A 21,390-nucleotide genomic window follows, 5' to 3' on the forward strand; every position below is an offset into this window, starting at 1 on the left:
ATCAGTTTTTTAATATTCAGGAATATCTGCCTCACTATTCCTTCGATTTGGTTTTTAGAATTCATCCGTCACTGCAGGAGGAGCTGCATTGGGGAAGTTCCCATAGAAACCGTTAATACCTGGGAAAAGCCATTAACGTTCGGTTTTTTTCTGAACCGGTACTGCTGTGCGCTTCATCAGTATTCTTCCAGTTTTTGATCAGGTTACCGAAACCTGTACGGTGCTATCCTGAGCTCTTTTTATATTTACATTTGGTGTCTTCTTTTTAAAAAGTATAATTCACACTTAGACTGAACATTCTTCCGCTGTACGCCCGAAACATGATCTTATCAATATTTTTATCATACTTGTCTGTTGCTCCCGGAAGAAGATCCCATGCTTCTCTTTCCGTACCCACATTACTTCCTCCTCCATTTTTGGCAGCGAGATAAGAATTGAAATTGTTATAATATTCCTTTACCCTGTTGAAGAGGTTTCTTACATTAAATTTCACTTCAAAGTTTCTGTTACGAAGGAATTTATAAGAGATCTGGGCATCGGCTACAGCATAAGGACGCTGGATTTCCTCTCCTTTGTAAGCATATCCCACCGTGATGTACTGATCTCCTTTCGCGTTATACAAAAAACTCAGTCCCAGACGGCTTCCGTCATAGACCAATCCAAGGTTGTAGGCATAAGGAGTCTGTCCGTAAAGCGGTCGTTTCACTTCATAGGTTTCATCATTATCACCTGTTTTGTACAGGTCTTTAAAGGCCACTACTTTTGTATGGTTATAGGTAAAGTTTCCGCTTATGAAAAGTTTTTCCAGAAAAGTTCCGTCTGCAATAAAGCCTAAACTTTTTCTCACCTCAGCTTCCACTCCTATCAGCTTTGCATTTTTTGAATTTCCATTGTATAAGAAAAGATTCCCTTCACTGGAAATATGCCCTTCACGCTCGATAGGTCTGTCTATATTTTTGTAATAGAGTCCTGCAGAAAATATTTCTCCCAGCCCCGGAAACCATTCAAATTTGAAATCATAATTATTAATGACTGAAGAACTCATTTCCGTATTGTAAATCAACCCATTGGCGATTGGATCAAAATAGGGAAGCCCTGTTCTTTCATTAAACTGAGGACGTATTACTGATTTATTATAAGCAAGTCTCAGATTGATTTTATTAGTAGGACTGTATGTAAAATTCGCAGAAGGCATCCATTGCCATGGCTTATCCTCTATCGCAGTTCTCATGATGTATTTAGAATCTGAAGGGTCCAGCTGCTGAGAAATCATATTGTATTTAAAATATTCTGCGCGAAGTCCCCATACCAATCTTATCTTCTTCCAACGGTTATCAAACATAACATATACAGCATGCTGATTGACTTCTCCTTCATATTTGTCATTTTTATAGAGTCCTCTGGTTTCCCAACCAATACCACCCGGAACATAATGGGAACCATCAAACCAGCCAGCAAGCGAACCATACATCGTCAAATAGTTCTTCTCGCTATTGGGAACGTCCCGGTTTTCATCAACACGAAGAAAAAACTTCTGCTGTTGGTTGGTATTGTTTTTTATAGCCCCTGCATATCCCGTTTTAATAGTATTTTTAAAACTTCCCGCATCCATATCCCATTTCACGGAAGCTCCATAGTTGTAGTCTGTTTCTCTGTTTTCAATATATCCTCTGTAGAAATCTGCTCCGGAATTATAAATTTTATGAAAAGCTAAAATCTCATTTCCAATGAAATCATACCGGGTAATATACTGTGTATAATCTTTGGTATCGGAAGCTACTCCTGTACGGGCCCCAAACCAACTGATCTCTGTATTTCCTATTTTATGGCTTCCTTCCAGCTTATTTTGCAAAAGCGTCTGAAAAATCGGGTAATTGGTATTATCGGTATAAGGCCTGTCTAATGTTTTGATCTGAGCCGGATCATTATTGGGAATAACTCCGTTATAAAAATAATTATAGGCTAATTCAGCGTTGGCAGCCATTCCGCTCCCGGTTGAATATTCATTCCACCCTGTAACTCTTGTCAAAGTATTATCAAAAATATGGGTATATGAATTGCGGAATGAAATTCGGTTTTTTCCCAGCTGTAACCCGAAATTCAACATCCCTGCCAGCGTAGAATTATAATTATAGGAAGCTCCGCTGTTTTTGAAATTATAAAACGGAATCTGTCCGTTTGCATCAGGCATTCCTGTGGTATCCAGCCAGTTTCCTCTTCCCGTATGGTCTATATCCAGTTTATTCTGTTCGTTTCTGATGACAAATGCTCCGGCAAATCCCCATTTGTTATTGTTCTTCAGAGCGTAAGTTCTTCCCAGGGCCAGCTGTATATTAGATCCCATGTCACCTCTGGTTTTGTAGGTGCTGAAATTATCATTGGTAAATTGTTTGGACTGCTCAAAAAATTTCGGATCCGTCCAGTTTACCGCTTCCAGTCCTTTGGGAAAATCCCTTGTCCCGTCGTCATATCCGAAATAATCATACTTTCCCCGCTTGCGTGTCAGAAATTCTTTAAATGCAGACTGATCGTTATAAGAAGTTCCCATTGTTACGGTTGTAAAATTTTCATTGGGAATATCTTTGGTTCTCACTTCTACATACCCTCCTGCAAAGCTGGCATTCATATCCGGTGTTGCAGACTTACTTACCACAACACTTTCCACCATTGCCGTAGGAATAATATCAAAGGAGAAATTCTGATTATAGGCTTCCGTACTTGGGAGATTAATTCCGTCCATGGCTGCCGTATTCCACCGTTCCCCCATAGATCTTACGACAACATATTTATTATCGATAGTTGTAATTCCTGTTACTCTTTTCAGAGTTCCTCCCACATCGCTGTCCGGAGTTTTAGAAATCTGTTCTGCTGAAATACCATCACTCATCTGTGCCGCTTTTTTCTGTTGAGCAAGAAGCCCTGCCTGGGTATCAGCTTTACGCGCTGCCGTAATCACAACTTCTTTAATATCTGTAATTTTATCGGAAGCTTTATTTAGAGCAAATGATACTGAGTTGGTTTCTTTATTGATGACGGATAATTTTTCAACTCTCAGCGTATTGTATTTTGAAGCTTTTATTGTAAGGTTATAGGTACCTGAGGGAAGATCTACCGTAAAATCTCCGTTATTATCTGTTATTACAGTTTTCTTGGCTATAGTAATTTCAGCTCCGGTGATAGGATTTCCTACCTCATCCACTATTTTACCGGAAATACGTCCGTTTCCCAATACCGAGATGTTAGAATTTTCATATTTTATCGAAATAAGATCACCATGCAGACGATACACAACAGGAAGGCCATTGGTAATATCCTTCAGGCAGCTGTTAACAGATGTATTTTCACATTTCACTCCTTTTACCTTCAGCTCTTTAATATCTACCTTGGAATAAGCCAGTCTCATTCCCGTTTTTCCGGCAAATTCCTCCAAAACTTCAATCAACGGTCTGTTGGCAGGTACAGAAAATGTTACTTTCTGAACCAGCTCCTGTGCCTCTGCGGCTACAGTAAAAAATAAGGCTGCTATGGTAATCCCACATTTCAAACTTTTCATACTTAAAGTGTTCTCTTGATTATGATTATTTAATTTTTTGAGTTGTTTTCTATTTTTTCAGGATATAGGTGTTTTCTTTTTTCTGTACCTCCAATCCAAGGATGAAGGCCAGCGATTCAATATTTTCTCCTACCGTTCCTCCGGTAAAATCTGCAGTGATCTTTTTACCTTCAGCATCTTTAGGATATGATATATTTGTACTATAGCTGCTCTCAAGAACAGTTACAACCTCTTTTAAAGGAACATCGTTAAAGCTTAAAGACAGTAGTGCAGAAACTTTCTTTGCTGAACTTTTCACCGGACGTATTGAAATAACCGCTGTAGTATGCGCAATCCCGAAATTTGTCCATTTCTGATTGGGTTTAAGGAAAGAAACCGGAACTCCCGGAGAAGATACAGCCACCTTTCCTTCATAAAGATCAACCGCTTTCTTCTTTCCAGACTGGGAGATTTTAAATACAGTTCCCAAAACTTTAGTACTGAAACCATCAGCCCGTACTACAAAAGGATGTACTTTTGACTTGGCTACAGAGAAGATGGCATCTCCTTTTAAATCTACCACTCTGGTAGAAGCAGGAAATGATTTTTCAACGGTAAGTTCGGCGCCTGGCAAAAGAGTAACCACAGATCCGTCTTCAAGATGAACAATACGGTTTTCTGATTTTGCAAGATAAACATCAGGCTTAATGAACATTGTATATGTGAAAATACCTCCCAATGACAAAAGCAGAATAATAACCGCTGCTATTTTATACAGATGTGTTGTAAATCTTTTTACAGAATGTACAGCAATATTATCTGTTTTGGGGAAATAGTGTTCCAGTCCGGATAATACCCTTTCTCTGGATTCTTTTCTATGAACAGCATCCAGATCTTTTTCAGTCTGGATTCTCCATTTTGTTAAAAGTTCTTTTTCTTTTTCAGAAATTGAATCTTCAGAAACTTCCCGTTCCCAAAGTCTGAAAACAAAGGCTTCAATATTTTTATAGGGTAAACGTTTTTTCATAAAGTCTTTCATTGTATTCACAGATACTTCTATCTATAAGACCGTGAAAATGAAAAACTTCCCCAGGGCATTCTTAACGTTATATTCACATTATGAGCAAATTGTTAATAATTTTCACCATTTTTCACATTTACTCAACATTAACCCGCTATTTTGACCTTGTTTTTCAGAAATATTTAATCTTACCATACCCAAAGTTCACAAAAAGTTAATTTTCCTTTAGGTAATTTTGCATCAACAATATGAGCCCAACAGACTATACATTATTAAAGAAAATAAAATCAGGCGACCGCCCTGCATTTATGCTGCTGTATGACCGATACTGGGATAGTCTATATAGCTTTGTTTTTGTGCGGACCCGGGATAAAGAAATCGCTGAAGAAATCCTTCAGAACCTATGGGTAAAGATTTTAGAGAATACGGATACAATACAAACCGACGATTCTGAAAGCGCAAAAGGCTATCTTCTCCGCCACCTTCATTACCGTATCCTTGACTTTTATAACAGTTATAAAAAAGCTCCTCCCACGCTGAGTATTGACGAGTTTGACATCCCCAATGAGCTGGAGATTTCGGATACAGATTATTTTGAAATTCTTGAAGAAAATGAGATCAATACTTTATTATCGATGATTGATGAAGTGGTTGCCCAGCTCCCTTCAACGGAACAGCAGGTATATGATATGAGGATCCGGAAAAATATGTCCGTTAATGAAACTGCAGAAGCATTGGGAATAAGCAATAAGACGGTAAGTAATAAATTAAGCAAAGCTTTGGGGGAAATCCGTGAGCAACTGAGCCCTGAATACCAGTCGTCTAAAAAACTGGTCTCTATTCTTGTGCTGATGGAGATTTTGATGAGGTATTGAGAGATGGGATTCGTGATTGCGTCAATAGTCAATTTGCTGCGCAGTCAATCGCCAGTTTTTACTCCACATATTACAATTCACAGCGAAGCGGATTCACTATTCACTATTCAAATCTTAATGTCAATAGTCAATTTGCTGCGCAGTCAATCGTCAATTTTTACATCACATATTAAAATTCACAGCGAAGCGGATTCACTATTCACTATTCACTATTCAAATCTTAATGTCAATAGTCAATTTGCTGCGCAGTCAATCGTGAATTTTACACTACATATTAAAATTCACAGCGAAGCGGATCCACTATTCACTATTCAAATCTTAATGTCAATAGTCAATTTGCTGCGCAGTCAATCGTGAATTTTACACTACATATTAAAATTCACAGCGAAGCGGATCCACTATTCACTATTCAAATCTTAATGTCAATAGTCAATTTGCTGCGCAGTCAATCGTGAATTTTACACTACATATTAAAATTCACAGCGAAGCGGATTCACTATTCACTATTCAAATCTTAATATCAATCGTCAATTTGCTAAGCAGTCAATAGTTAATTTACACTACATATTAAAATTCACAGCGAAGCGGATTCACTATTCACTATTCAAATCTTAATGTCAATCGTCAATTTGCTAAGCAGTCAATAGTTAATTTACACCACATATTAAAATTCACAGCGAAGCGGATTCACTATTCACTATTCAAATCTTAATGTCAATAGTCAATTTGCTGCGCAGTCAATCGTGAATTTTACACCACATATTAAAATTCACAGCGAAGCGGATTCACTATTCACTATTCACTAAACACCGGCAGCAAAGCGTTGCCAAAGTTCAATATTTTAAAATCGGCAAGATCCGAATCAATGCTTTCATCATTATTGGTAAAAACAATGGTCTGCATTCCTGCATCTTTTGCAGCTCTTAATCCTGAATGGCTGTCTTCAATAGCAATGCAGGATTCAGGAGAGACACCAAGGTTTCGTGCAGAGGTAAGATATACCGCAGGATGAGGTTTTCCCTGAGTTTCAAACTCTGACGAATGAACAGTATCAAACAGCTCACGAACCTGAAGTTTTTCAAGGACAATGTGTGCCACACGCAAAGGAGCATTGGTTGCCAGGCCTATTTTATATTCTTTATTCTTAAGATGTCTGATAAATTCCTGCACGCCGGATATTGTACAGTCTTTGGTTTGTATCAGCTCAATCACTTTTGAAACTACTTTATTTTCTAAATCTAATGCGTCAAAATTTTCCCATGGAAATCTTTCATACCAGAATTCTGTTACTTCCTGAGTAGTCATGTATTTGGTTTGTGCTGCAAGATCTTCCGTGACCTGTACTCCATAAGATGAAAATACATCAAGCTCTGCCTGAGTCCAGAATTTTTCTGAATCTATCAGGACTCCATCCATGTCAAATATTACTGCTTTTAAAGCCATTTTTTGAATGATAAATTAAATTACTGGCTGATTTTATAAACACAGCGCTGCCCACCGGAAATAATATGATCTATTCTTTCCACTTTATAATCCTTACCGATCAGCGACTGGAAATTGGATAATTCAGCACGGCAGAACCCTTGGCATTCTGTTGCAGCAGCACATATCGGGCAATGGTTTTCGATCAGAAAATAATCTTTTCCTTCTTTTTTCCATTCTGCCATATATCCTTCTTCACTACGTATTGTTGCCAGGGATTCAAGGCGTTGTTCCAGAGATTTTGCCTTAGAAAGCACTTTTTCATATCGTTCATGAGTATTCTTCTCACGATCACTGATTAATAAATCCAGTGCATTTTCACCTAAAAGATTTTTCACTGATCTCAGAATCTGAACGGTTACATCTGCATGGGTATCAGGAAACTGAGCCAATCCTTTCTCTGTAAGGGTATAGTAGGTAGAGGGACGCCCCACTCCTTCGCTCTTCACCGAAGACCGGATCAATCCTTCCTGAGCAAGATTCAGTAAATGTTTTCTTGCTCCTTCTTTCGTAATCGACAATTCTTCAGCAATAAGAAGTGATGTAACTTCACCTCTCATCTTCAAAAACATCAGAATACGATCCGCAGCCGGCTTCTTCATTTGGCAATATTTAAGTTGTTTTATTTTTCAACAACAAATATAGTCATTTTCTATAACCTCCAAAAGCAACAGATAAATCAAAGATTTACAAACTGTTATCTTTTCAAACTACTTAATCTATAAAACAACCATAAAGTTGTTTTATTCAAATATATTTTTACCTTTGTCAGACAATAATCAAAAAAATAAATACGATGAACCCATTTACATTACCGCAGTTACCTTACGCTTATGATGCTCTGGAACCTTTTATAGATAAAGAAACAATGACAATTCATCACCAGCGTCACCACCAGGCCTATGTTGATAATCTGAATGCAGCCCTGGCGCAAACCAATGAAACCAATCCCGATCTTGATTCTTTACTGCAAAGGATAAGTGAATACAGCCCTGCAATAAGAAATAATGGCGGCGGTCATTATAATCACTCTTTATTCTGGGAAATTCTTTCTCCCCAACCCAAACTTAATCCTGAAGGTGCACTTAATGATGACATAACCGCAACTTTTGGAAGTCTTGAGAACCTTAAGGCAGAAATGAAAAAAACAGGTTTGGCACAGTTCGGTTCCGGATGGGTATGGCTTTTTGTAAAATTCAACGGATCTCTGGCCATTAGTTCTACGCCTAATCAGGATAATCCGATGATGGATGTTCTTTCGATGAACAGAGGCTTCCCTATTCTTGGAATAGATGTGTGGGAACATGCTTATTATCTGAACTATCAGAATAAAAGAGCAGATTATCTGGATTCTTTCTGGTCTGTTCTGGATTGGTCTTCTGTGGAGAGAAAATATGAAGAAGCTTTGTCAAAAGTAAGATAATTAACACTTATTATAAACAAACTATGACTGAGGAAAATTTTATCAATAAAGCAAAAGCTTCAGGCATTATTGCCCTTGATCTTTCGGACTACAAACCGACAACGGAAGTGGTGGAACTGGATATCAAAGACCATCTCTTCATGGGAATGATTGTCAGGGAAAAAGAGTTTAAAGAATCAATTGCTGCGGTGGATTTTTCTGTCTATAACGAAAAAGCAGTAGGAATCATCTGTTCTACGGATGCCATTATCCCACCTTGGGCCTATATGCTGATTATGGATAAACTTTCTCCCTATGCTTCGTATGTCGATTTGAACAATGCAGAAACAGTTCTGCTCGATCTCTGGAAACGCCGCCTCATCTATGCAGACCTGAAACATTATAAAAATCAGAAAGTAGTCGTCCGGGCGAGTACCTATCATGATCCTGCACTCTATTTATTAGCCGCAGGACTTCTGAAACCATTAGTTAAAACGCTGATGTATGGCGAGATAGGTTTACCCAAAGTAATTTTTAAACAATAAAAAATGAAAGCAATCATATTCAACGGATCTCTGGAAAGAAGAACACAATCTACTTCCGGACAGATTTCCGATTATTTTTCAGAACGTCTGAAAATACTGGGAATTCAGACTGATATTTTTACCCTTGCTGACTCCGGCATTCCGCTATTTGATGTTACCCTTACCAAAACTCCCTTGGCAGTAGAACGTATGACCCAGATGTTTACAGATGCCGATCTGCACATCTGGCTGGCACCCCTTTACCATGGAAGTATTCCGGGAGTGATGAAAAATTGCCTGGACTGGCTTGAAGTGACTGCCAGCAGATATGAGCCTTATCTTACCGATAAAACAGTTGGATTAGTATGCTGGGCTGATGGTTTGCAGGCAATGCAGGGAATTAATGCAATGGATTCAATTGCCAAGTCATTACGTGCGTGGCCGTTACCATTCAGTGTCCCTGTTGTCAGATCATCATTATTTGCTTCTGGCAATCCAACTGAAATCTCGGATTTTTATTCCGGTAAGTTTGATAAGCTTATCAGCATTGCAACAACTAAAAAAATAGAAACCACGACTATAAACCATTCATAACATGATAGAAACAGATGTACTGATCATTGGTGCCGGCCCAGCAGGATTGTTTACGGTATTTGAAGCCGGCCTTCTCAAAATGCGCTGCCATATTATAGATGCACTGCCACAGATGGGAGGCCAGTTATCAGAATTATATCCTAAGAAACCTATTTTTGATATACCCGGATTTCCCAGTGTGCTTGCCGGAGAGCTCATAGACAATCTTTATGAGCAGATCAAGCAATTTGAGCCAGGTTTTACCTTCAATGAAACAGCGATACACCTTCTTAAACTTGAAGAGAATCTTTTTGAAGTAATTACAGATAAAGGGACAAAACACAGAGCAAAAGCCGTCATTATTGCCGGAGGTCTCGGAAGTTTTGAGCCTAAAAAGCCACCGATAGAAAATATATCTGCTTTTGAGGAAAAAGGAGTCAGTTATTTTATCAAAAATCCTGAAGAATATGCAGGAAAACATGTTGTAATTGCAGGAGGTGGAGATTCAGCGCTGGACTGGACGGTTCATCTTGCTGAAATAGCATTATCACTTACTCTTATTCACAGAAGGAATGAATTCAGAGGAGCTCTGGATTCTGTTGAGAAAGTGAAAAAATTAAAGCAGGAAGGAAAAATCAACCTGATTACTCCAGCAGAAGTGATAGCCGTAGAAGGTGATGATCGCTTAAGAAAAATATTCGTTGAAAAAGAAGGAACAATACAGCCCATTGAAACTGATTATTTTATTCCTCTGTTCGGATTGGTTCCCAAACTTGGTCCTTTGGCTGACTGGGGGCTAGAGCTTGAAAAGAATGCTGTAAGAGTAGATAACAGTACAGATTTTCAGACCAATATCCCAGGTGTATATGCTGTAGGAGATATCAATACCTATCCCTATAAAATGAAGCTGATCCTGTGTGGATTCCATGAAGCGGCCATTGCCTGTCAAAGTATCTATCAGCGTTTAAATCCCAATAAAAAATTTGTATTAAAATATACCACCGTAAGCGGTATTGAAGGTTTTGACGGTACCAGAAAGCAGGCAGAAAAACAGGTAGTAGCTACTATTGACTAAGAATTATGGAAAACGAAATTACGATTACAGTTATTGATCAAAGTGGTACTGCGCATACTTTACTGTGTCCTTTAGAAATGGGGTTAACCCTAAAAGACATCTGCAAGGCTTATGAATTACCTATGGAAGCTATGTGCGGAGGTATGGCCATGTGTGCTACCTGCCATTGTTTTATTCTGAGTGAAACCATTTCTCTTCCTGAAAAAAATGATATAGAAGAAGCCTTGTTATCAGAATTATTTAACACCAATACAACCAGCAGATTAGCCTGCCAGATTCATCTTACAGCTCAGATGGATGGGCTGTCAGTACAAATTGCTGCAGATTAATGATTTAAAAATAAAAATTAGCACACTTTATGCTGCTTATTTTCAAAAGAACAGTGTTGAACTGCTGTAATTAAGTTTAGCGGGGATTTCTGAATCGTCCGACGTTGAAGAAATCCCTTTTTTAAACCCTTTAAATTCAAACAATATGGCTATAAAAATAACAGATGCCTGTATCAACTGTGGAGCCTGCGAACCTGAATGCCCCAACTCAGCCATTTACGAAGGCGCTATCGACTGGCGCTGGAAAGACAAGACAAAACTTTCAGGTCATATCACATTTCCGGACGGTACGGAAGCTGATGCCGATACCTATAATGAAGCTGTTTCAGACGAGGTTTACTATATCGTATCGGGAAAATGTACGGAATGCAAAGGTTTTCATGAGGAGCCTCAATGCAAGGCCGTATGCCCGGTAGACTGCTGTATAGATGATCCTGATCATCGGGAAACGGATGAAGTATTACTCGATCGGCAGAAATTTATGCACAATGCTTAAAATTCTATCTTTTTTATATTTAATTTCAAAAAGGGCGGGTTAAAACCCGCCCTTTTTTATTTTGATTCTTCATCGGCTTCAGCCAAACCTTATTTTTCTTTAATTTCAGTGTAGATTTTTTGGGTAAAAGGAGTTTCTGTTCCAAGTTCGGCTCCATATTTTAAGACGGCTCCGGCAAATAATTCAAGCTCATTTTCCTGCTTTCCTGAATGAATGTCAAGCTGTAAAGAAGTCGGGGTTTCAAAAGGAAATGTAGAAGCTTTTTCAAAGGTTTTATCAACGATGTCTTCCTGAAGATAGATTTCTTTTTTATCTGCAATCTTCTTTATTTCTTTCATAATTTCGGCAGCTTCGTTTCTCTGCTGTTCATCAGTACATACAGCTCCTATAGATGAATTATGCTTAGCTGTTACCAATCCGAAACTGGCAATGAAAATAAATTTCGTCCAGATATCCGTTAATGAATTGTCTTTAAAATCAAAATCAATTTTGCTTTCGCTCAAAAGATCGGTAATCCACTCTACAGGAGCAGAAAAATGTTCAGGATCTCTTCCCACAATCATTTTCCCTGTTTTTCCTTTATGCTCCACCGTTCCTCTTTCTTTAATATGGGACGCTACATAGATACAGGTTGGAAGAACCGTATGCTCAGGAATTATTTTACGTATTCTGTCATAGATATCTGCACCGTTCATCATCGGAAGCAATATGGTATCTTTGCTGATGACTGGTATCAGCTGCTTACACACATTTTCAAGATCATATTCTTTTACACAGATCAGCACAAGATCAGGGTTTTGAATATCACTGATGTTCTCTTGAACAGCATCAGGATGTGTTTGACTATTGAAATGTTCGGGAGATATCAGGGTTAATCCGTTTTCTTTTACTTTTTTATAGGTTTCTCCTCGGGCAACAAAAGAAACAGTATATTTTCCGGAAGTTTCATTGGCTTGATTTATTTTAAAACCAAAGTAACCTCCTACTCCACCTAATCCTACAACGACAATATGTTTTTTGTTCATGAAATTATTTTTAGCAAAGATCAGTGATGATCTCCGAAATATTACTTGACAAATGAAAAGAAATTAAATTTTATGAATATCCCTTCTGATCCGGCTCAGTGAACTGTCTTTGATCCCCAGATAAGAAGCAATTATCTTTAAAGGAACATGCTGAAAAATATCAGGATCTTTCTTCATCAGATTGAAATATCTTGTGGAAGCTTTCTGACTTGCCATTTCTATTAGTCTGTCATGAATATTATAGTAGTTCAGGACAAAAAGAAGTCTGCTGAATTCTCTGAATTCAGGAATATTATGAAAATTGTCCTGTACATTCTCCAATCCTGTTTCCCAGAAAACGCATTCAGTCACGGTCTGATATATTTCTTTAGTAGGCTGCTGCCTGAAAAAAGACAGAAAATCATTAACAAAGCAGGGAGCAGTATAAATATTGGTGGTAATCTCTTCATTGTCTTCATTTAGGATGTATGAACGGACATAGCCTTTTTCCAGAAAGTATGTTTTGGTACTGATGGCCTCTTTATCCAGCAAAACAGTATTGGCTTTTAATTCAAACTGGATAAATTTTTCTGTGATCTTTTCAACCACCTCCGCTTTGATACTGAAAAGGGAATGAAAGTAGGCATTAATTGATGATTTGTCCATTAGAATACAGTCATAAATTTACTTTCACTGCTTTTGTAGCCATGAAAGTAGGCAGATATTTATCTATTAAAAAACGTGGATTAGGCTGCATTTCTTCAGTAAAATCTTCAATCATAAAACCAGCTTTCAATTGTCCGCCAATAAGGTCTGAAAGTGTATGCCCGAAAACCAGAGCTTCATTATTTTCCAGTTTTCTCTGAATCTGATCCTGGCTCAGGTCTTTTATATCAGCATAAGGAAGCGTATATTTTGGCCTGATAATTCCGTCTTTTATATCCTGAGGATTCCTGTCTGCTACAAACACGACAGGATTAAAAAAACTGGCCAGCAATACTCCGCCTTTTTTTAAAACTCTATAAGCTTCCCTCCAAACAGGATTTACATCTTCTACATAATGATTGGAAATAGGATGAAATACAATATCAAATGTTTCATCTTCAAATGCACTCAAATCTCTCATATCACCCTGAACGATTTCCAGTGGTAATCCGTCACGTTCTGCAACCTTTTGATCCTGCTTCAACTGTTCTTCCGAGATATCAAACACCACTACAGATGCTCCTGCCGCAGCTAATATCGGAGCCTGCTGTCCTCCTGCGGATGCCAGACACAGAATTTTCTTTCCTTTCACATCTCCCAGCCATGCTTTGTCCAGTGGCTTTGGAGTCAGATGAACTTCCCATTTTCCTTGTTTTGCATCACTGATCAATTCTGAGCTTACTGCTTTTGACCATTCATTCTGTTCCAATGCCTGTTTATTCCAGGCAGATTCATTGTGCTGTATAAAATTGATTTCCTTTTTTTGCATAGTATTCGTTTTCATTTTGCATTTCTTATTTACAATGCTTTATATCATTCAAATATAGAGACTTTAAAGATGACAATAATAGATTAAACCCCTATTTTTCTTAAAAAAACTAATTTCATAATGCTTTCATTATGAAAAATAGGAAGCCACTAAACTTTAAGTTCAATGGCTTCTTATTCTATATCTAAAACAATAATACAGTTATTCCTCAGACATAACCTCATCATAAGTAACAGGATCTGTAACCTCCTGATACTGTTCCCATTCTGCTTCCAGCTGTTTATTGGTTTTCATATCTTCTTCAAGCTTCAAGGTTTCGCGGTATTGTTTGGCCTCCGCTGCCAGTGTCCATTTACAGCTAATATTCATAGAATCAAGATAATTTCTGATATCGTGAATATTTAATTTAAAAAATTCTTTTCTTGGATTAATTTTATTCAACTGGCTTTTTAAAAACTTCTTATGAAGCTGTTTCTCTAAAGCCGGAGCATCTTCAGCATAAATCATAGCATGAACATCAAACTCAAAAGGAACACTTGCATCCCCAAGCTCACGAACACGATCAAGAGGCTCCAGACGTCTTGTCATACCAATTTTATATACATCTTCTCCAAATGAGCCAATGTTTGAAATAATATAAACATTTCCTGTTCTGGTCTGCTGTGCCATAGATATTGCTCTTTGATTTTTTTCCTCTGCCTGGCTAAGCTTTTGCTGTAATTCTTCCAGCTTTTGCTGAAAAAGTATTTTCTGTTCTTCATTAGCTTTCGCGACCTGAGATTCTGCTCTTTCTATCAGCTTTTTTAAGGTCTGTTCTTCTTTTTCAGCCTCTTTTATTGCCTTCTCATATTCTTTACGGGCTCTTTCCTCTTCTCGAATCTGCTCACGAATCTGCCTTTGTTCTTCCTGTTCCTGCCATTTTAGCTCCTGGGCAACAACTGCCCATCTTAGTTCTTCGACTCTTGCACTATGATACACCTCTGATATTCTTGCATTTCTAAAAGCTTGTCCATTAAAGTTTACCAATTGAAATGCATCGTCCATCTTTTGTTTCAATATGCCAAAGTTATCTTTCTTTACGGAAGCTAAAATAGAGTCTACCTTTCCATTATAAGCATCAATAACAAAATCAATCGCTGTATTCCTTCTTGACTCATCCATATAATCACAGATACCCGCCTGTCTGCTAACAATCATAAGTTTATTGTTTTGTCGAAGCTTTTTAAGATTGTCACCGGCCTCCTTATGGCTGAAATCTTCTGCCAGTTCATCCAATAAAGTATAAGTTGGAACCAAATATTCATTGCCATAGCCCTCAATGACATTTTTCATTGCTTTTATTCTGTCCGCTATCTGATCAGCCTCCCTTAAACTTCGATAAGCGTCACCACCTATTGATTCTGCTCTCGCTTCAGCATTATCTACAATACGCTTAGCTTCATTTACGGCATTTTCGTAGAGTAATTCTATCTCTCTGGTTTTTTTCTCAGTATTTTCCTTTACATTTCTGCGAAGCTCTCGGGCTTCAAGTTGAGCATTAGAAAGCTCTTGTCCGGCCTTCTCTCTTAATCTCAAGCTATCTCTTTCTGCTTTTTTAAGAAGATAATCACATTCAACTTTAATATCAATAATGTCCTGATACTTTCGGAGTGCATCATTATGCTGCATCAGTTCAGCTACTTTTTTGTTGAGAGTATTCTTATCAAGCTGTAATCTGGATCTCTCCATTTTCAGTTCATTATTCTCTCTTTTTAAATTGGTAATCAGTGTATCTTTCCTAAGTGATTCTTTTTTAAATTTCCCTGATGTACCAAATGCATAGAGCATCAGTATAAACAAAATAATAATCAATAAAACTGCCATGGTTTCAAATTTTTACGGCAATATTAAATAAAAAAGACAGGTACAGCTTACGGAAAACCGTAACACTAAAAAGTCTATATTTTAAAAGTCATCTTTCATATTGAAGAATATTGGCCTCACGGATTACAGTGAATGTATCAATAACTTTGCAGTTTATAACAAATTTTGTAATTTCATTCGTTAAAACAGTCTGCCACAGACCATACTTATGGATAATGACTTCACCTATAATTTCATCGAACCTGATAAAGAAATCGCGGATTTTGTTGAAAATCTGGGAACTTTTCAGAACCTTTCGGATGAGGCTAAAGAAGTGGTGATCATTCCTGACGGAAGAATTGATTTATTTTTTTCACAGTCTGCTTCAGAGCCTTTTCATATTACCCTTCTCGGGCTGGAAACTTATCCCGAACAAAGGTATATAGCACCCCATACTACCGCATTTATCATAAGTTTTAAACCTCTTGCAGTTGAATATATTTTAAATATCTCCATTGCAGACCTATTGAATATTGGAAAAGAGCTTTCTCCCGATTTCTGGAATTTTAAAGCAGATGATTTAAAAGATTTTTCCTGCTGTTGTAAAAAAGCAATTCAAAAAATAAAAGAACTGCTTCCCTCAAAGGTAGATGAAAGAAAACGCAGACTTTTCGGATTGATTTATGCTTCAAAGGGCGAAATGAGCGTGCAGGAACTTTCTGAAAAAACAGGCTGGAGCAGCAGACAGATCAACCGCTATTTTACCAAACAACTTGGTTTGTCATTAAAAGCCTATTCTACTATTCTGCGTTTCAGAAAGTCCTTAGAACACATTGCACAGGGAAGACTCTTTCCCGAACTTAATTACACGGATCAAAACCATTTCATCAAAGAAGTGAAGAAATTTTCAGGAGTTGCTCCTAAAGAATTATCAAAAAATAAAAACGACCGATTTGTACTATTATCCGTGCTGAAAGGAAAATAAATTTGCATTGTAAAATTTAAATAAACAATGCTGATAGACAATAAATCAATAGCAATCGTTGGCGGCGGTCCCGCAGGACTTACACTGGCAAGACTTTTACAGTTGAAAGGTACAGATGTAAAAGTATATGAAAGAGATTTCAATAAACATGCACGGGTACAGGGTTCCCCTCTTGATATGCATGAAGATTCAGGGCTGGCAGCCATCCGCAAAGCCGAGCTGCTGGAAGAATTTAAAAAGACTTTCCGCCCCGGAGCAGACAGAACCCTGATCATGAATGAACAGGCTCAAATATTTTTCAATGATCATGAAACAAAACCTGAAGAAGATTTTGGCGAAGAACATTTCCGTCCTGAAATAGACCGCGGGCCTCTAAGGAATATGCTTTTAGAATCATTACATCCTGAAACTGTAGTCTGGGACAGTCATTTTCTCACGATGGAACGCCTGAATGAAGGATGGCTTCTGCATTTCAAAAACGGAACTTCAGAATATGCAGATCTTGTTATTGCCGGTGATGGAGCCAATTCTAAAATACGGCCTTATCTTACTGATAGTAAACCTGTTTATTCCGAAATCATCATGCTGGAAGGCAATGTCTCAAAAGAAAATGCCCCTCAGATTGATGCTATGATTAAAGGTGGAAAAATAATGGCATTTGGAAATACCAAAAATATCTTATTAGGTCAGAAAGGCAATGGAGACCTTGGATTTTATGCAAGCTTTAAAGCTGATGAAAACTGGCCAGCTGACAGCGGTCTTGATTTTTCTGATCATACACAGATACTAAAATGGTTCAAAACAGAGTATTCCGGATGGAGCCCTGTCTGGGATGAGTTGTTTGAAAATGCTGTTACGCCGTTTATTCCGCGCCTGATCTACTCTATGCCTTCAGATCAGACCTGGGAAGCACAACCCAATCTGACACTGATTGGTGACGCGGCCCACGTAATGCCTCCATTTGCGGGAGAAGGTGCTAATATGGCCATGCTGGATGCCCTTGAGCTGAGTGAATATTTAACAAATAACAGCTACAGCACATTACAGGAAGCTATTTCCGACTATGAACATCATATGCGTAAAAGAGCGGCTATTGCCACACAGGAATCTCTTGAAAATGGAGAACGGATGCATTCTGAAAAATCACTAGCAACCATGCTGGATTTCTTTAATGGTCATATTACTTCATTATAAACAAAAGGCTGCCTCAACCAGAGACAGCCTTTTTCAGTTAAATAAACTTTTTTTCTCTCCGCTTTTTTAGATCCTGATGCGAAGATTCATGTGTGTTATTTCTTGATTAACTTAGTATTGTAAGTATTCTTATCATCTTTTATAGTGATCACATACATTCCTTTTACCAAAGAAGCAACGTTGATTTTACCTTCAATTTTACCTTCCTGAACCAATCTTCCGTCTGCACTGTAGATTTTGTAATCTGCTTTACCTTTAAGGTTTTTCACTTCTACAAATGTATCTGCTGGGTTAGGATAAATAGATACCTCTGAAGATTTTGTGTCAATAGCCTCTCTCACAGCAAGAGCACCAGCAGTAATTTTAACAGGAAGATCCAAAATACCACCCGCATTGCTTGCCAGTTCACCACAAGTATCAGTAAGAGCTGCAGTTGAATATTTACCAACAATTCTCATTCTTAATAATTTATCTCCTGTATATGATGTGGCTGGAACCGTAAAGTTATGATCTCCAAAATTTACAAGCCCTTTCGGAGCACCACCTGATATACTGCTTACTCTCTCAGTAGCTTCAAATACTCCGTTTCTGTTATAATCAATCCAAACAGAGACATTTTCATTTGCAGCAGCAAGTAAGTTTACAACAGCAGGCTTTAGTGTATAAGAACTCCCCTGAACAAGATTCACTATTTTAGAAGGATCCTCGCTTAAGTCTATATATGATCTTGCAACCCCATTAAAGTAATCCAAATTCGCTACTTTAACAGATACAATTCCGGCAAAATAAGGTGACCCTGAATTCAATATACAGTAATCAACTCCTGTCTTTAAACCTTTTGTTTTAAATGTATAATTATTAGAAAAAGCTCCGGCAGCAGAGTTCACTACAGCTGCAACCTGTACTTCATAATTTGTTTCGTCTTCTAAGCTATTTAATACTAATGAATTTGCCGGGCTCACTGCATTGGACCAATTTACAGTTCCTGCTTTTCTATAATTAACAGAATAGGTAGCTCCCGGAACACTGTTCCAAGATACCCTCGCTGTTGTTTTGAAAATCTCAGTATCTATAGTGGAAAGACCTGTAGGTGCTGACGTAGGAGATGTAGGTGCACTGCCCACAGTAATGGCAGGAGATACTGCGTAAAAAACGTTTCCTACAGCTGATATTCTTAATTTTACAGCTCCATTTATATTAGCCGGCATTTGTGCACTAAAGCTTCCGGTATTAGGAGTTGCTGCAACAAGGTTCGTCCAGCTGACTCCATTATCTGTAGTATAATCTATTTTTACGCTCGCTGTATTATAAGGTGCAGCATTCGTATTGGCAACATCCCAATAAATTGTGCTTACTGCATCATTATACAATACTGAAGATGCAGTAAGCCCATTGAATTTGAATGGACCATCATTCCCAACTGTTACTGTAGTTGTTGAGGTTGAAACCATTGGGCGCTGAGCATTCAGATCTCTTACCGTTACAGCATAATTCAATGTTCGAGGGATATATGATACAGTTTCCCATCCCTGCTTATCTGTAAGTATTCCGTTCATCACAGTCTCCAGCTTAGGAAAATATCTTCTTCCGTTTGGTGTACCAGGAACTGATCTCGTTAAGGCTCCTTTGGGATTATACCCCCATCCGCTATCTCCTGAAATGGTAGAAAAATCATCTGTAGTATCGTTCTGCTCCCAAGTATAGTTTACAGCATCATTTTCAGCATCTGCAGCAGAAGCTTCAAGATAATAAGCCGTTCCTTTAGGAATGTTATACGCTGACAATGGATTAATTGCCGGAGCTGTATTATTAATAATATTTTGAGATGCTCCACACGTAGATTTATTTTCTAAATTGGTCAGTACCTGATCAATGGATTTGTAATGAAAATATCCATCTGCGTTTGCCTGTACATTATCATAAGTAATCCCTGCATATCCCATGATTGTTGTTCCTCCTCCCGGTTCTACATTCGCTCCCTGAAGAGCATCTGTAACAGAAGTATTTGAAAATGTATGATTAGCTCCCAGCTGGTGCCCCATTTCATGTGCTGCGGTAAAGTCAAAAACTTCACCAACAGGTACAGGTCCCTGGGTATAAGCTGATCCTTTTTTAATTTCTGTATTATTGGCAGGATCTGTACAGACAATCCCAATTCCACCGGCATTTCCACTTCTTTCTGCATTTTGATGAAGAACGTGCCCAATATCGTAGTTGGCATTTCCTACTGCAGAAGTAAGAGTCTGCTGTAACTGAAGATTTAAATTATCTGTATAAGGATCAGATGCAGCATCAAGATATATAATCTGTGGAAGGTTCTGAACTGTTAAATGAGTACCAAAATCTCTTTCAAAAACACCATTTATACGGGTCATGGTATTGTTCATTGCTGCCAAAACAACTCCTTTTTTCACATCATCTGTTGCGTTGGCAGGAGTTCCCGCTGCGGTCAATTGATATTGGCTGTATTCTCCGGTAACGGATAATGCCATTCTAAAATTTCTGTATTTTGTATTGGTAGGTCTGCTGGTAATTCCCACTCCGGAAAGCATTTTTTTACCATTTTCTACCAGCTTATTTATATTTTTAAAATCATACTCCCCGGTATCACATTTAAAACCATGCTCCCCTGTTTCTTTTGATTTATAAAATACACCGTAAGTTTGTTTATCCGTACTTATGGGTTCTATAAATTGGAATACACCGTCTTTAATAATCATAGACTGCATGTCAGTAGGGGATGTACTGAATCTTAAATATTTAGAAGTATCATCCACACCAATTCCCACATAGGAGCCCAGCTGATACCTGTCTACAAGCGATTGATCCATTACAGGATTGCTATAGACAGCAAATTTTTCAATCTTTCCTTCTGCTGTTGGCAAAGAAATAATAACAGGACGTGCATTCTTTCCCGTTTCTTCAGCATTTTTCAGCATTTCCCTCAAAGACTTCAGATCAACTCTGTAAGAATGCTGTACTTCTACACCTTCTCTTACCTGCGAAGATTTTTGAGAAACAGATTCCCATCTCTGAGCATTGAAAGCTGTAAAACAAGACGCTAATGCGCAAACAAATAAAATTCTTTTTTTCATAAAGCTCTATTAAAAGTTACTTTGGAAGAATATATTGCGGTTTTTATTGAAAGGATTATCGAGCTTCTATACTTAAAGATACCGACAAACATTATCATAAATTCAATAAAACAAAATATATCATGTGATATTCACAACAAAACTCTTTGCAAAACTTATATTTTCTGAATAAAAAACAAAAAAAAACGATACTACACAGATACAACATAATCGTAAGTACATATATACCAATGACTTATAGTTCAGCCCTAATTATTTGTTTATTTCTTAGAGATTTCAAAAAGATGAAATTATTTGAGTGTTTTTATCAATATACTTATTAAAAACCTTGAAAATCAGGCTAAAAAATATTTTATAAAGAGTCTATTATTTTAGAATACAAGCTAAAAAAGCAAGTTACTTCAGCACTGTTGATTCTTTTTTTAAAAAAAATCTTTAAATTCAACATAAAACATAATACACTAATTATCAATCAATTAAAAAAGCA

18 protein-coding genes are annotated in these 21,390 nt (G+C 37.7%); 9 read left to right on the plus strand and 9 right to left on the minus strand.

Features of this window, described 5'->3' with window-relative positions:
• Nucleotides 1-265: 265 nt before the first annotated feature.
• Nucleotides 266-3,553: a TonB-dependent receptor gene (locus FW781_RS18825; protein WP_149388825.1), complete on the minus strand. Its 3,288-nt coding sequence runs from the start codon at nucleotides 3,551-3,553 to the stop codon at nucleotides 266-268.
• 49 nt (nucleotides 3,554-3,602) lie between these two features.
• A complete protein-coding gene (locus tag FW781_RS18830) occupies nucleotides 3,603-4,559 on the minus strand; it encodes a FecR family protein (protein ID WP_228720238.1) in 957 nt (318 codons plus the stop codon).
• Nucleotides 4,560-4,801: 242 nt separating this feature from the next.
• On the opposite strand from FW781_RS18830, the gene FW781_RS18835 reads away from it, so the two are divergent.
• Complete coding sequence (locus FW781_RS18835) at nucleotides 4,802-5,428, plus strand: RNA polymerase sigma factor (protein WP_149388826.1); 627 nt, start codon at nucleotides 4,802-4,804, stop codon at nucleotides 5,426-5,428.
• Between the two features lie 795 nt (nucleotides 5,429-6,223).
• On the opposite strand, the gene hxpB is transcribed toward FW781_RS18835, so the two are convergent.
• The gene (hxpB, locus tag FW781_RS18840) at nucleotides 6,224-6,871 is read right to left on the minus strand and encodes a hexitol phosphatase HxpB (protein ID WP_149388827.1); all 648 of its coding nucleotides are present in this window, start codon (nucleotides 6,869-6,871) and stop codon (nucleotides 6,224-6,226) included.
• 20 nt (nucleotides 6,872-6,891) lie between these two features.
• A complete protein-coding gene (locus tag FW781_RS18845) occupies nucleotides 6,892-7,512 on the minus strand; it encodes a helix-turn-helix transcriptional regulator (RefSeq protein ID WP_149388828.1) in 621 nt (206 codons plus the stop codon).
• A 194-nt stretch (nucleotides 7,513-7,706) separates the two neighbouring features.
• Between FW781_RS18845 and FW781_RS18850 the strand changes: the two genes are divergently transcribed.
• From FW781_RS18850 to FW781_RS18875, 6 genes are all read left to right on the plus strand, one after another.
• Nucleotides 7,707-8,333, plus strand: coding sequence for a superoxide dismutase (locus tag FW781_RS18850; protein ID WP_149388829.1), 627 nt, complete (start codon nucleotides 7,707-7,709; stop codon nucleotides 8,331-8,333).
• Between the two features lie 23 nt (nucleotides 8,334-8,356).
• A complete protein-coding gene (locus FW781_RS18855) occupies nucleotides 8,357-8,857 on the plus strand; it encodes a DUF2480 family protein (RefSeq protein ID WP_149388830.1) in 501 nt (166 codons plus the stop codon).
• A gap of 3 nt (nucleotides 8,858-8,860) precedes the next feature.
• A complete protein-coding gene (locus FW781_RS18860) occupies nucleotides 8,861-9,430 on the plus strand; it encodes an NADPH-dependent FMN reductase (RefSeq protein ID WP_149388831.1) in 570 nt (189 codons plus the stop codon).
• Between the two features lies 1 nt (nucleotide 9,431).
• On the plus strand, nucleotides 9,432-10,484 hold the full coding sequence (locus FW781_RS18865; RefSeq protein WP_149388832.1) for an NAD(P)/FAD-dependent oxidoreductase: 1,053 nt from the start codon (nucleotides 9,432-9,434) through the stop codon (nucleotides 10,482-10,484).
• Between the two features lie 5 nt (nucleotides 10,485-10,489).
• The gene (locus tag FW781_RS18870) at nucleotides 10,490-10,813 is read left to right on the plus strand and encodes a 2Fe-2S iron-sulfur cluster-binding protein (RefSeq protein WP_149388833.1); all 324 of its coding nucleotides are present in this window, start codon (nucleotides 10,490-10,492) and stop codon (nucleotides 10,811-10,813) included.
• 145 nt (nucleotides 10,814-10,958) lie between these two features.
• Entirely contained in the window at nucleotides 10,959-11,309 is a 351-nt protein-coding gene (locus FW781_RS18875) for a 4Fe-4S dicluster domain-containing protein (protein WP_149388834.1), read from the plus strand.
• Between the two features lie 89 nt (nucleotides 11,310-11,398).
• Here FW781_RS18875 and FW781_RS18880 read toward each other — a convergent pair whose 3' ends face one another.
• The 4 genes from FW781_RS18880 to FW781_RS18895 all read right to left on the minus strand — a co-directional run bounded on the left by FW781_RS18880 (nucleotide 11,399) and on the right by FW781_RS18895 (nucleotide 15,650).
• Nucleotides 11,399-12,334, minus strand: a complete 936-nt coding sequence (locus FW781_RS18880; protein WP_149388835.1) for a ketopantoate reductase family protein — start codon at nucleotides 12,332-12,334, stop codon at nucleotides 11,399-11,401.
• A 63-nt stretch (nucleotides 12,335-12,397) separates the two neighbouring features.
• A complete protein-coding gene (locus FW781_RS18885) occupies nucleotides 12,398-12,979 on the minus strand; it encodes a Crp/Fnr family transcriptional regulator (RefSeq protein WP_149388836.1) in 582 nt (193 codons plus the stop codon).
• A 10-nt stretch (nucleotides 12,980-12,989) separates the two neighbouring features.
• The gene (locus FW781_RS18890) at nucleotides 12,990-13,787 is read right to left on the minus strand and encodes a class I SAM-dependent methyltransferase (RefSeq protein WP_149388837.1); all 798 of its coding nucleotides are present in this window, start codon (nucleotides 13,785-13,787) and stop codon (nucleotides 12,990-12,992) included.
• Between the two features lie 201 nt (nucleotides 13,788-13,988).
• Nucleotides 13,989-15,650 (minus strand): GIY-YIG nuclease family protein, encoded by a 1,662-nt coding sequence (locus FW781_RS18895; RefSeq protein ID WP_198425310.1) that lies wholly within the window; start codon nucleotides 15,648-15,650, stop codon nucleotides 13,989-13,991.
• Between the two features lie 208 nt (nucleotides 15,651-15,858).
• Between FW781_RS18895 and FW781_RS18900 the strand changes: the two genes are divergently transcribed.
• Complete coding sequence (locus FW781_RS18900) at nucleotides 15,859-16,614, plus strand: helix-turn-helix domain-containing protein (RefSeq protein WP_149388838.1); 756 nt, start codon at nucleotides 15,859-15,861, stop codon at nucleotides 16,612-16,614.
• A 27-nt stretch (nucleotides 16,615-16,641) separates the two neighbouring features.
• On the plus strand, nucleotides 16,642-17,808 hold the full coding sequence (locus FW781_RS18905; RefSeq protein ID WP_149388839.1) for an FAD-dependent oxidoreductase: 1,167 nt from the start codon (nucleotides 16,642-16,644) through the stop codon (nucleotides 17,806-17,808).
• A gap of 95 nt (nucleotides 17,809-17,903) precedes the next feature.
• Here FW781_RS18905 and FW781_RS18910 read toward each other — a convergent pair whose 3' ends face one another.
• Nucleotides 17,904-20,903, minus strand: coding sequence for a reprolysin-like metallopeptidase (locus tag FW781_RS18910; protein WP_149388840.1), 3,000 nt, complete (start codon nucleotides 20,901-20,903; stop codon nucleotides 17,904-17,906).
• Nucleotides 20,904-21,390 lie beyond the last annotated feature (487 nt).

Source organism: Chryseobacterium panacisoli (assembly GCF_008274625.1).
GTDB lineage: Bacteria > Bacteroidota > Bacteroidia > Flavobacteriales > Weeksellaceae > Chryseobacterium > Chryseobacterium panacisoli.

Bases quoted from the DNA above. Each gene is read 5' to 3' on its own strand.
- FW781_RS18825 (WP_149388825.1), bottom strand. From the start codon at position 3,553: ATGAAAAGTTTGAAATGTGGGATTACCATAGCAGCCTTATTTTTTACT.
- FW781_RS18830 (WP_228720238.1), bottom strand. From the start codon at position 4,559: ATGAAAAAACGTTTACCCTATAAAAATATTGAAGCCTTTGTTTTCAGA.
- FW781_RS18835 (WP_149388826.1), top strand. From the start codon at position 4,802: ATGAGCCCAACAGACTATACATTATTAAAGAAAATAAAATCAGGCGAC.
- hxpB (WP_149388827.1), bottom strand. From the start codon at position 6,871: ATGGCTTTAAAAGCAGTAATATTTGACATGGATGGAGTCCTGATAGAT.
- FW781_RS18845 (WP_149388828.1), bottom strand. From the start codon at position 7,512: ATGAAGAAGCCGGCTGCGGATCGTATTCTGATGTTTTTGAAGATGAGA.
- FW781_RS18850 (WP_149388829.1), top strand. From the start codon at position 7,707: ATGAACCCATTTACATTACCGCAGTTACCTTACGCTTATGATGCTCTG.
- FW781_RS18855 (WP_149388830.1), top strand. From the start codon at position 8,357: ATGACTGAGGAAAATTTTATCAATAAAGCAAAAGCTTCAGGCATTATT.
- FW781_RS18860 (WP_149388831.1), top strand. From the start codon at position 8,861: ATGAAAGCAATCATATTCAACGGATCTCTGGAAAGAAGAACACAATCT.
- FW781_RS18865 (WP_149388832.1), top strand. From the start codon at position 9,432: ATGATAGAAACAGATGTACTGATCATTGGTGCCGGCCCAGCAGGATTG.
- FW781_RS18870 (WP_149388833.1), top strand. From the start codon at position 10,490: ATGGAAAACGAAATTACGATTACAGTTATTGATCAAAGTGGTACTGCG.
- FW781_RS18875 (WP_149388834.1), top strand. From the start codon at position 10,959: ATGGCTATAAAAATAACAGATGCCTGTATCAACTGTGGAGCCTGCGAA.
- FW781_RS18880 (WP_149388835.1), bottom strand. From the start codon at position 12,334: ATGAACAAAAAACATATTGTCGTTGTAGGATTAGGTGGAGTAGGAGGT.
- FW781_RS18885 (WP_149388836.1), bottom strand. From the start codon at position 12,979: ATGGACAAATCATCAATTAATGCCTACTTTCATTCCCTTTTCAGTATC.
- FW781_RS18890 (WP_149388837.1), bottom strand. From the start codon at position 13,787: ATGCAAAAAAAGGAAATCAATTTTATACAGCACAATGAATCTGCCTGG.
- FW781_RS18895 (WP_198425310.1), bottom strand. From the start codon at position 15,650: ATGGCAGTTTTATTGATTATTATTTTGTTTATACTGATGCTCTATGCA.
- FW781_RS18900 (WP_149388838.1), top strand. From the start codon at position 15,859: ATGGATAATGACTTCACCTATAATTTCATCGAACCTGATAAAGAAATC.
- FW781_RS18905 (WP_149388839.1), top strand. From the start codon at position 16,642: ATGCTGATAGACAATAAATCAATAGCAATCGTTGGCGGCGGTCCCGCA.
- FW781_RS18910 (WP_149388840.1), bottom strand. From the start codon at position 20,903: ATGAAAAAAAGAATTTTATTTGTTTGCGCATTAGCGTCTTGTTTTACA.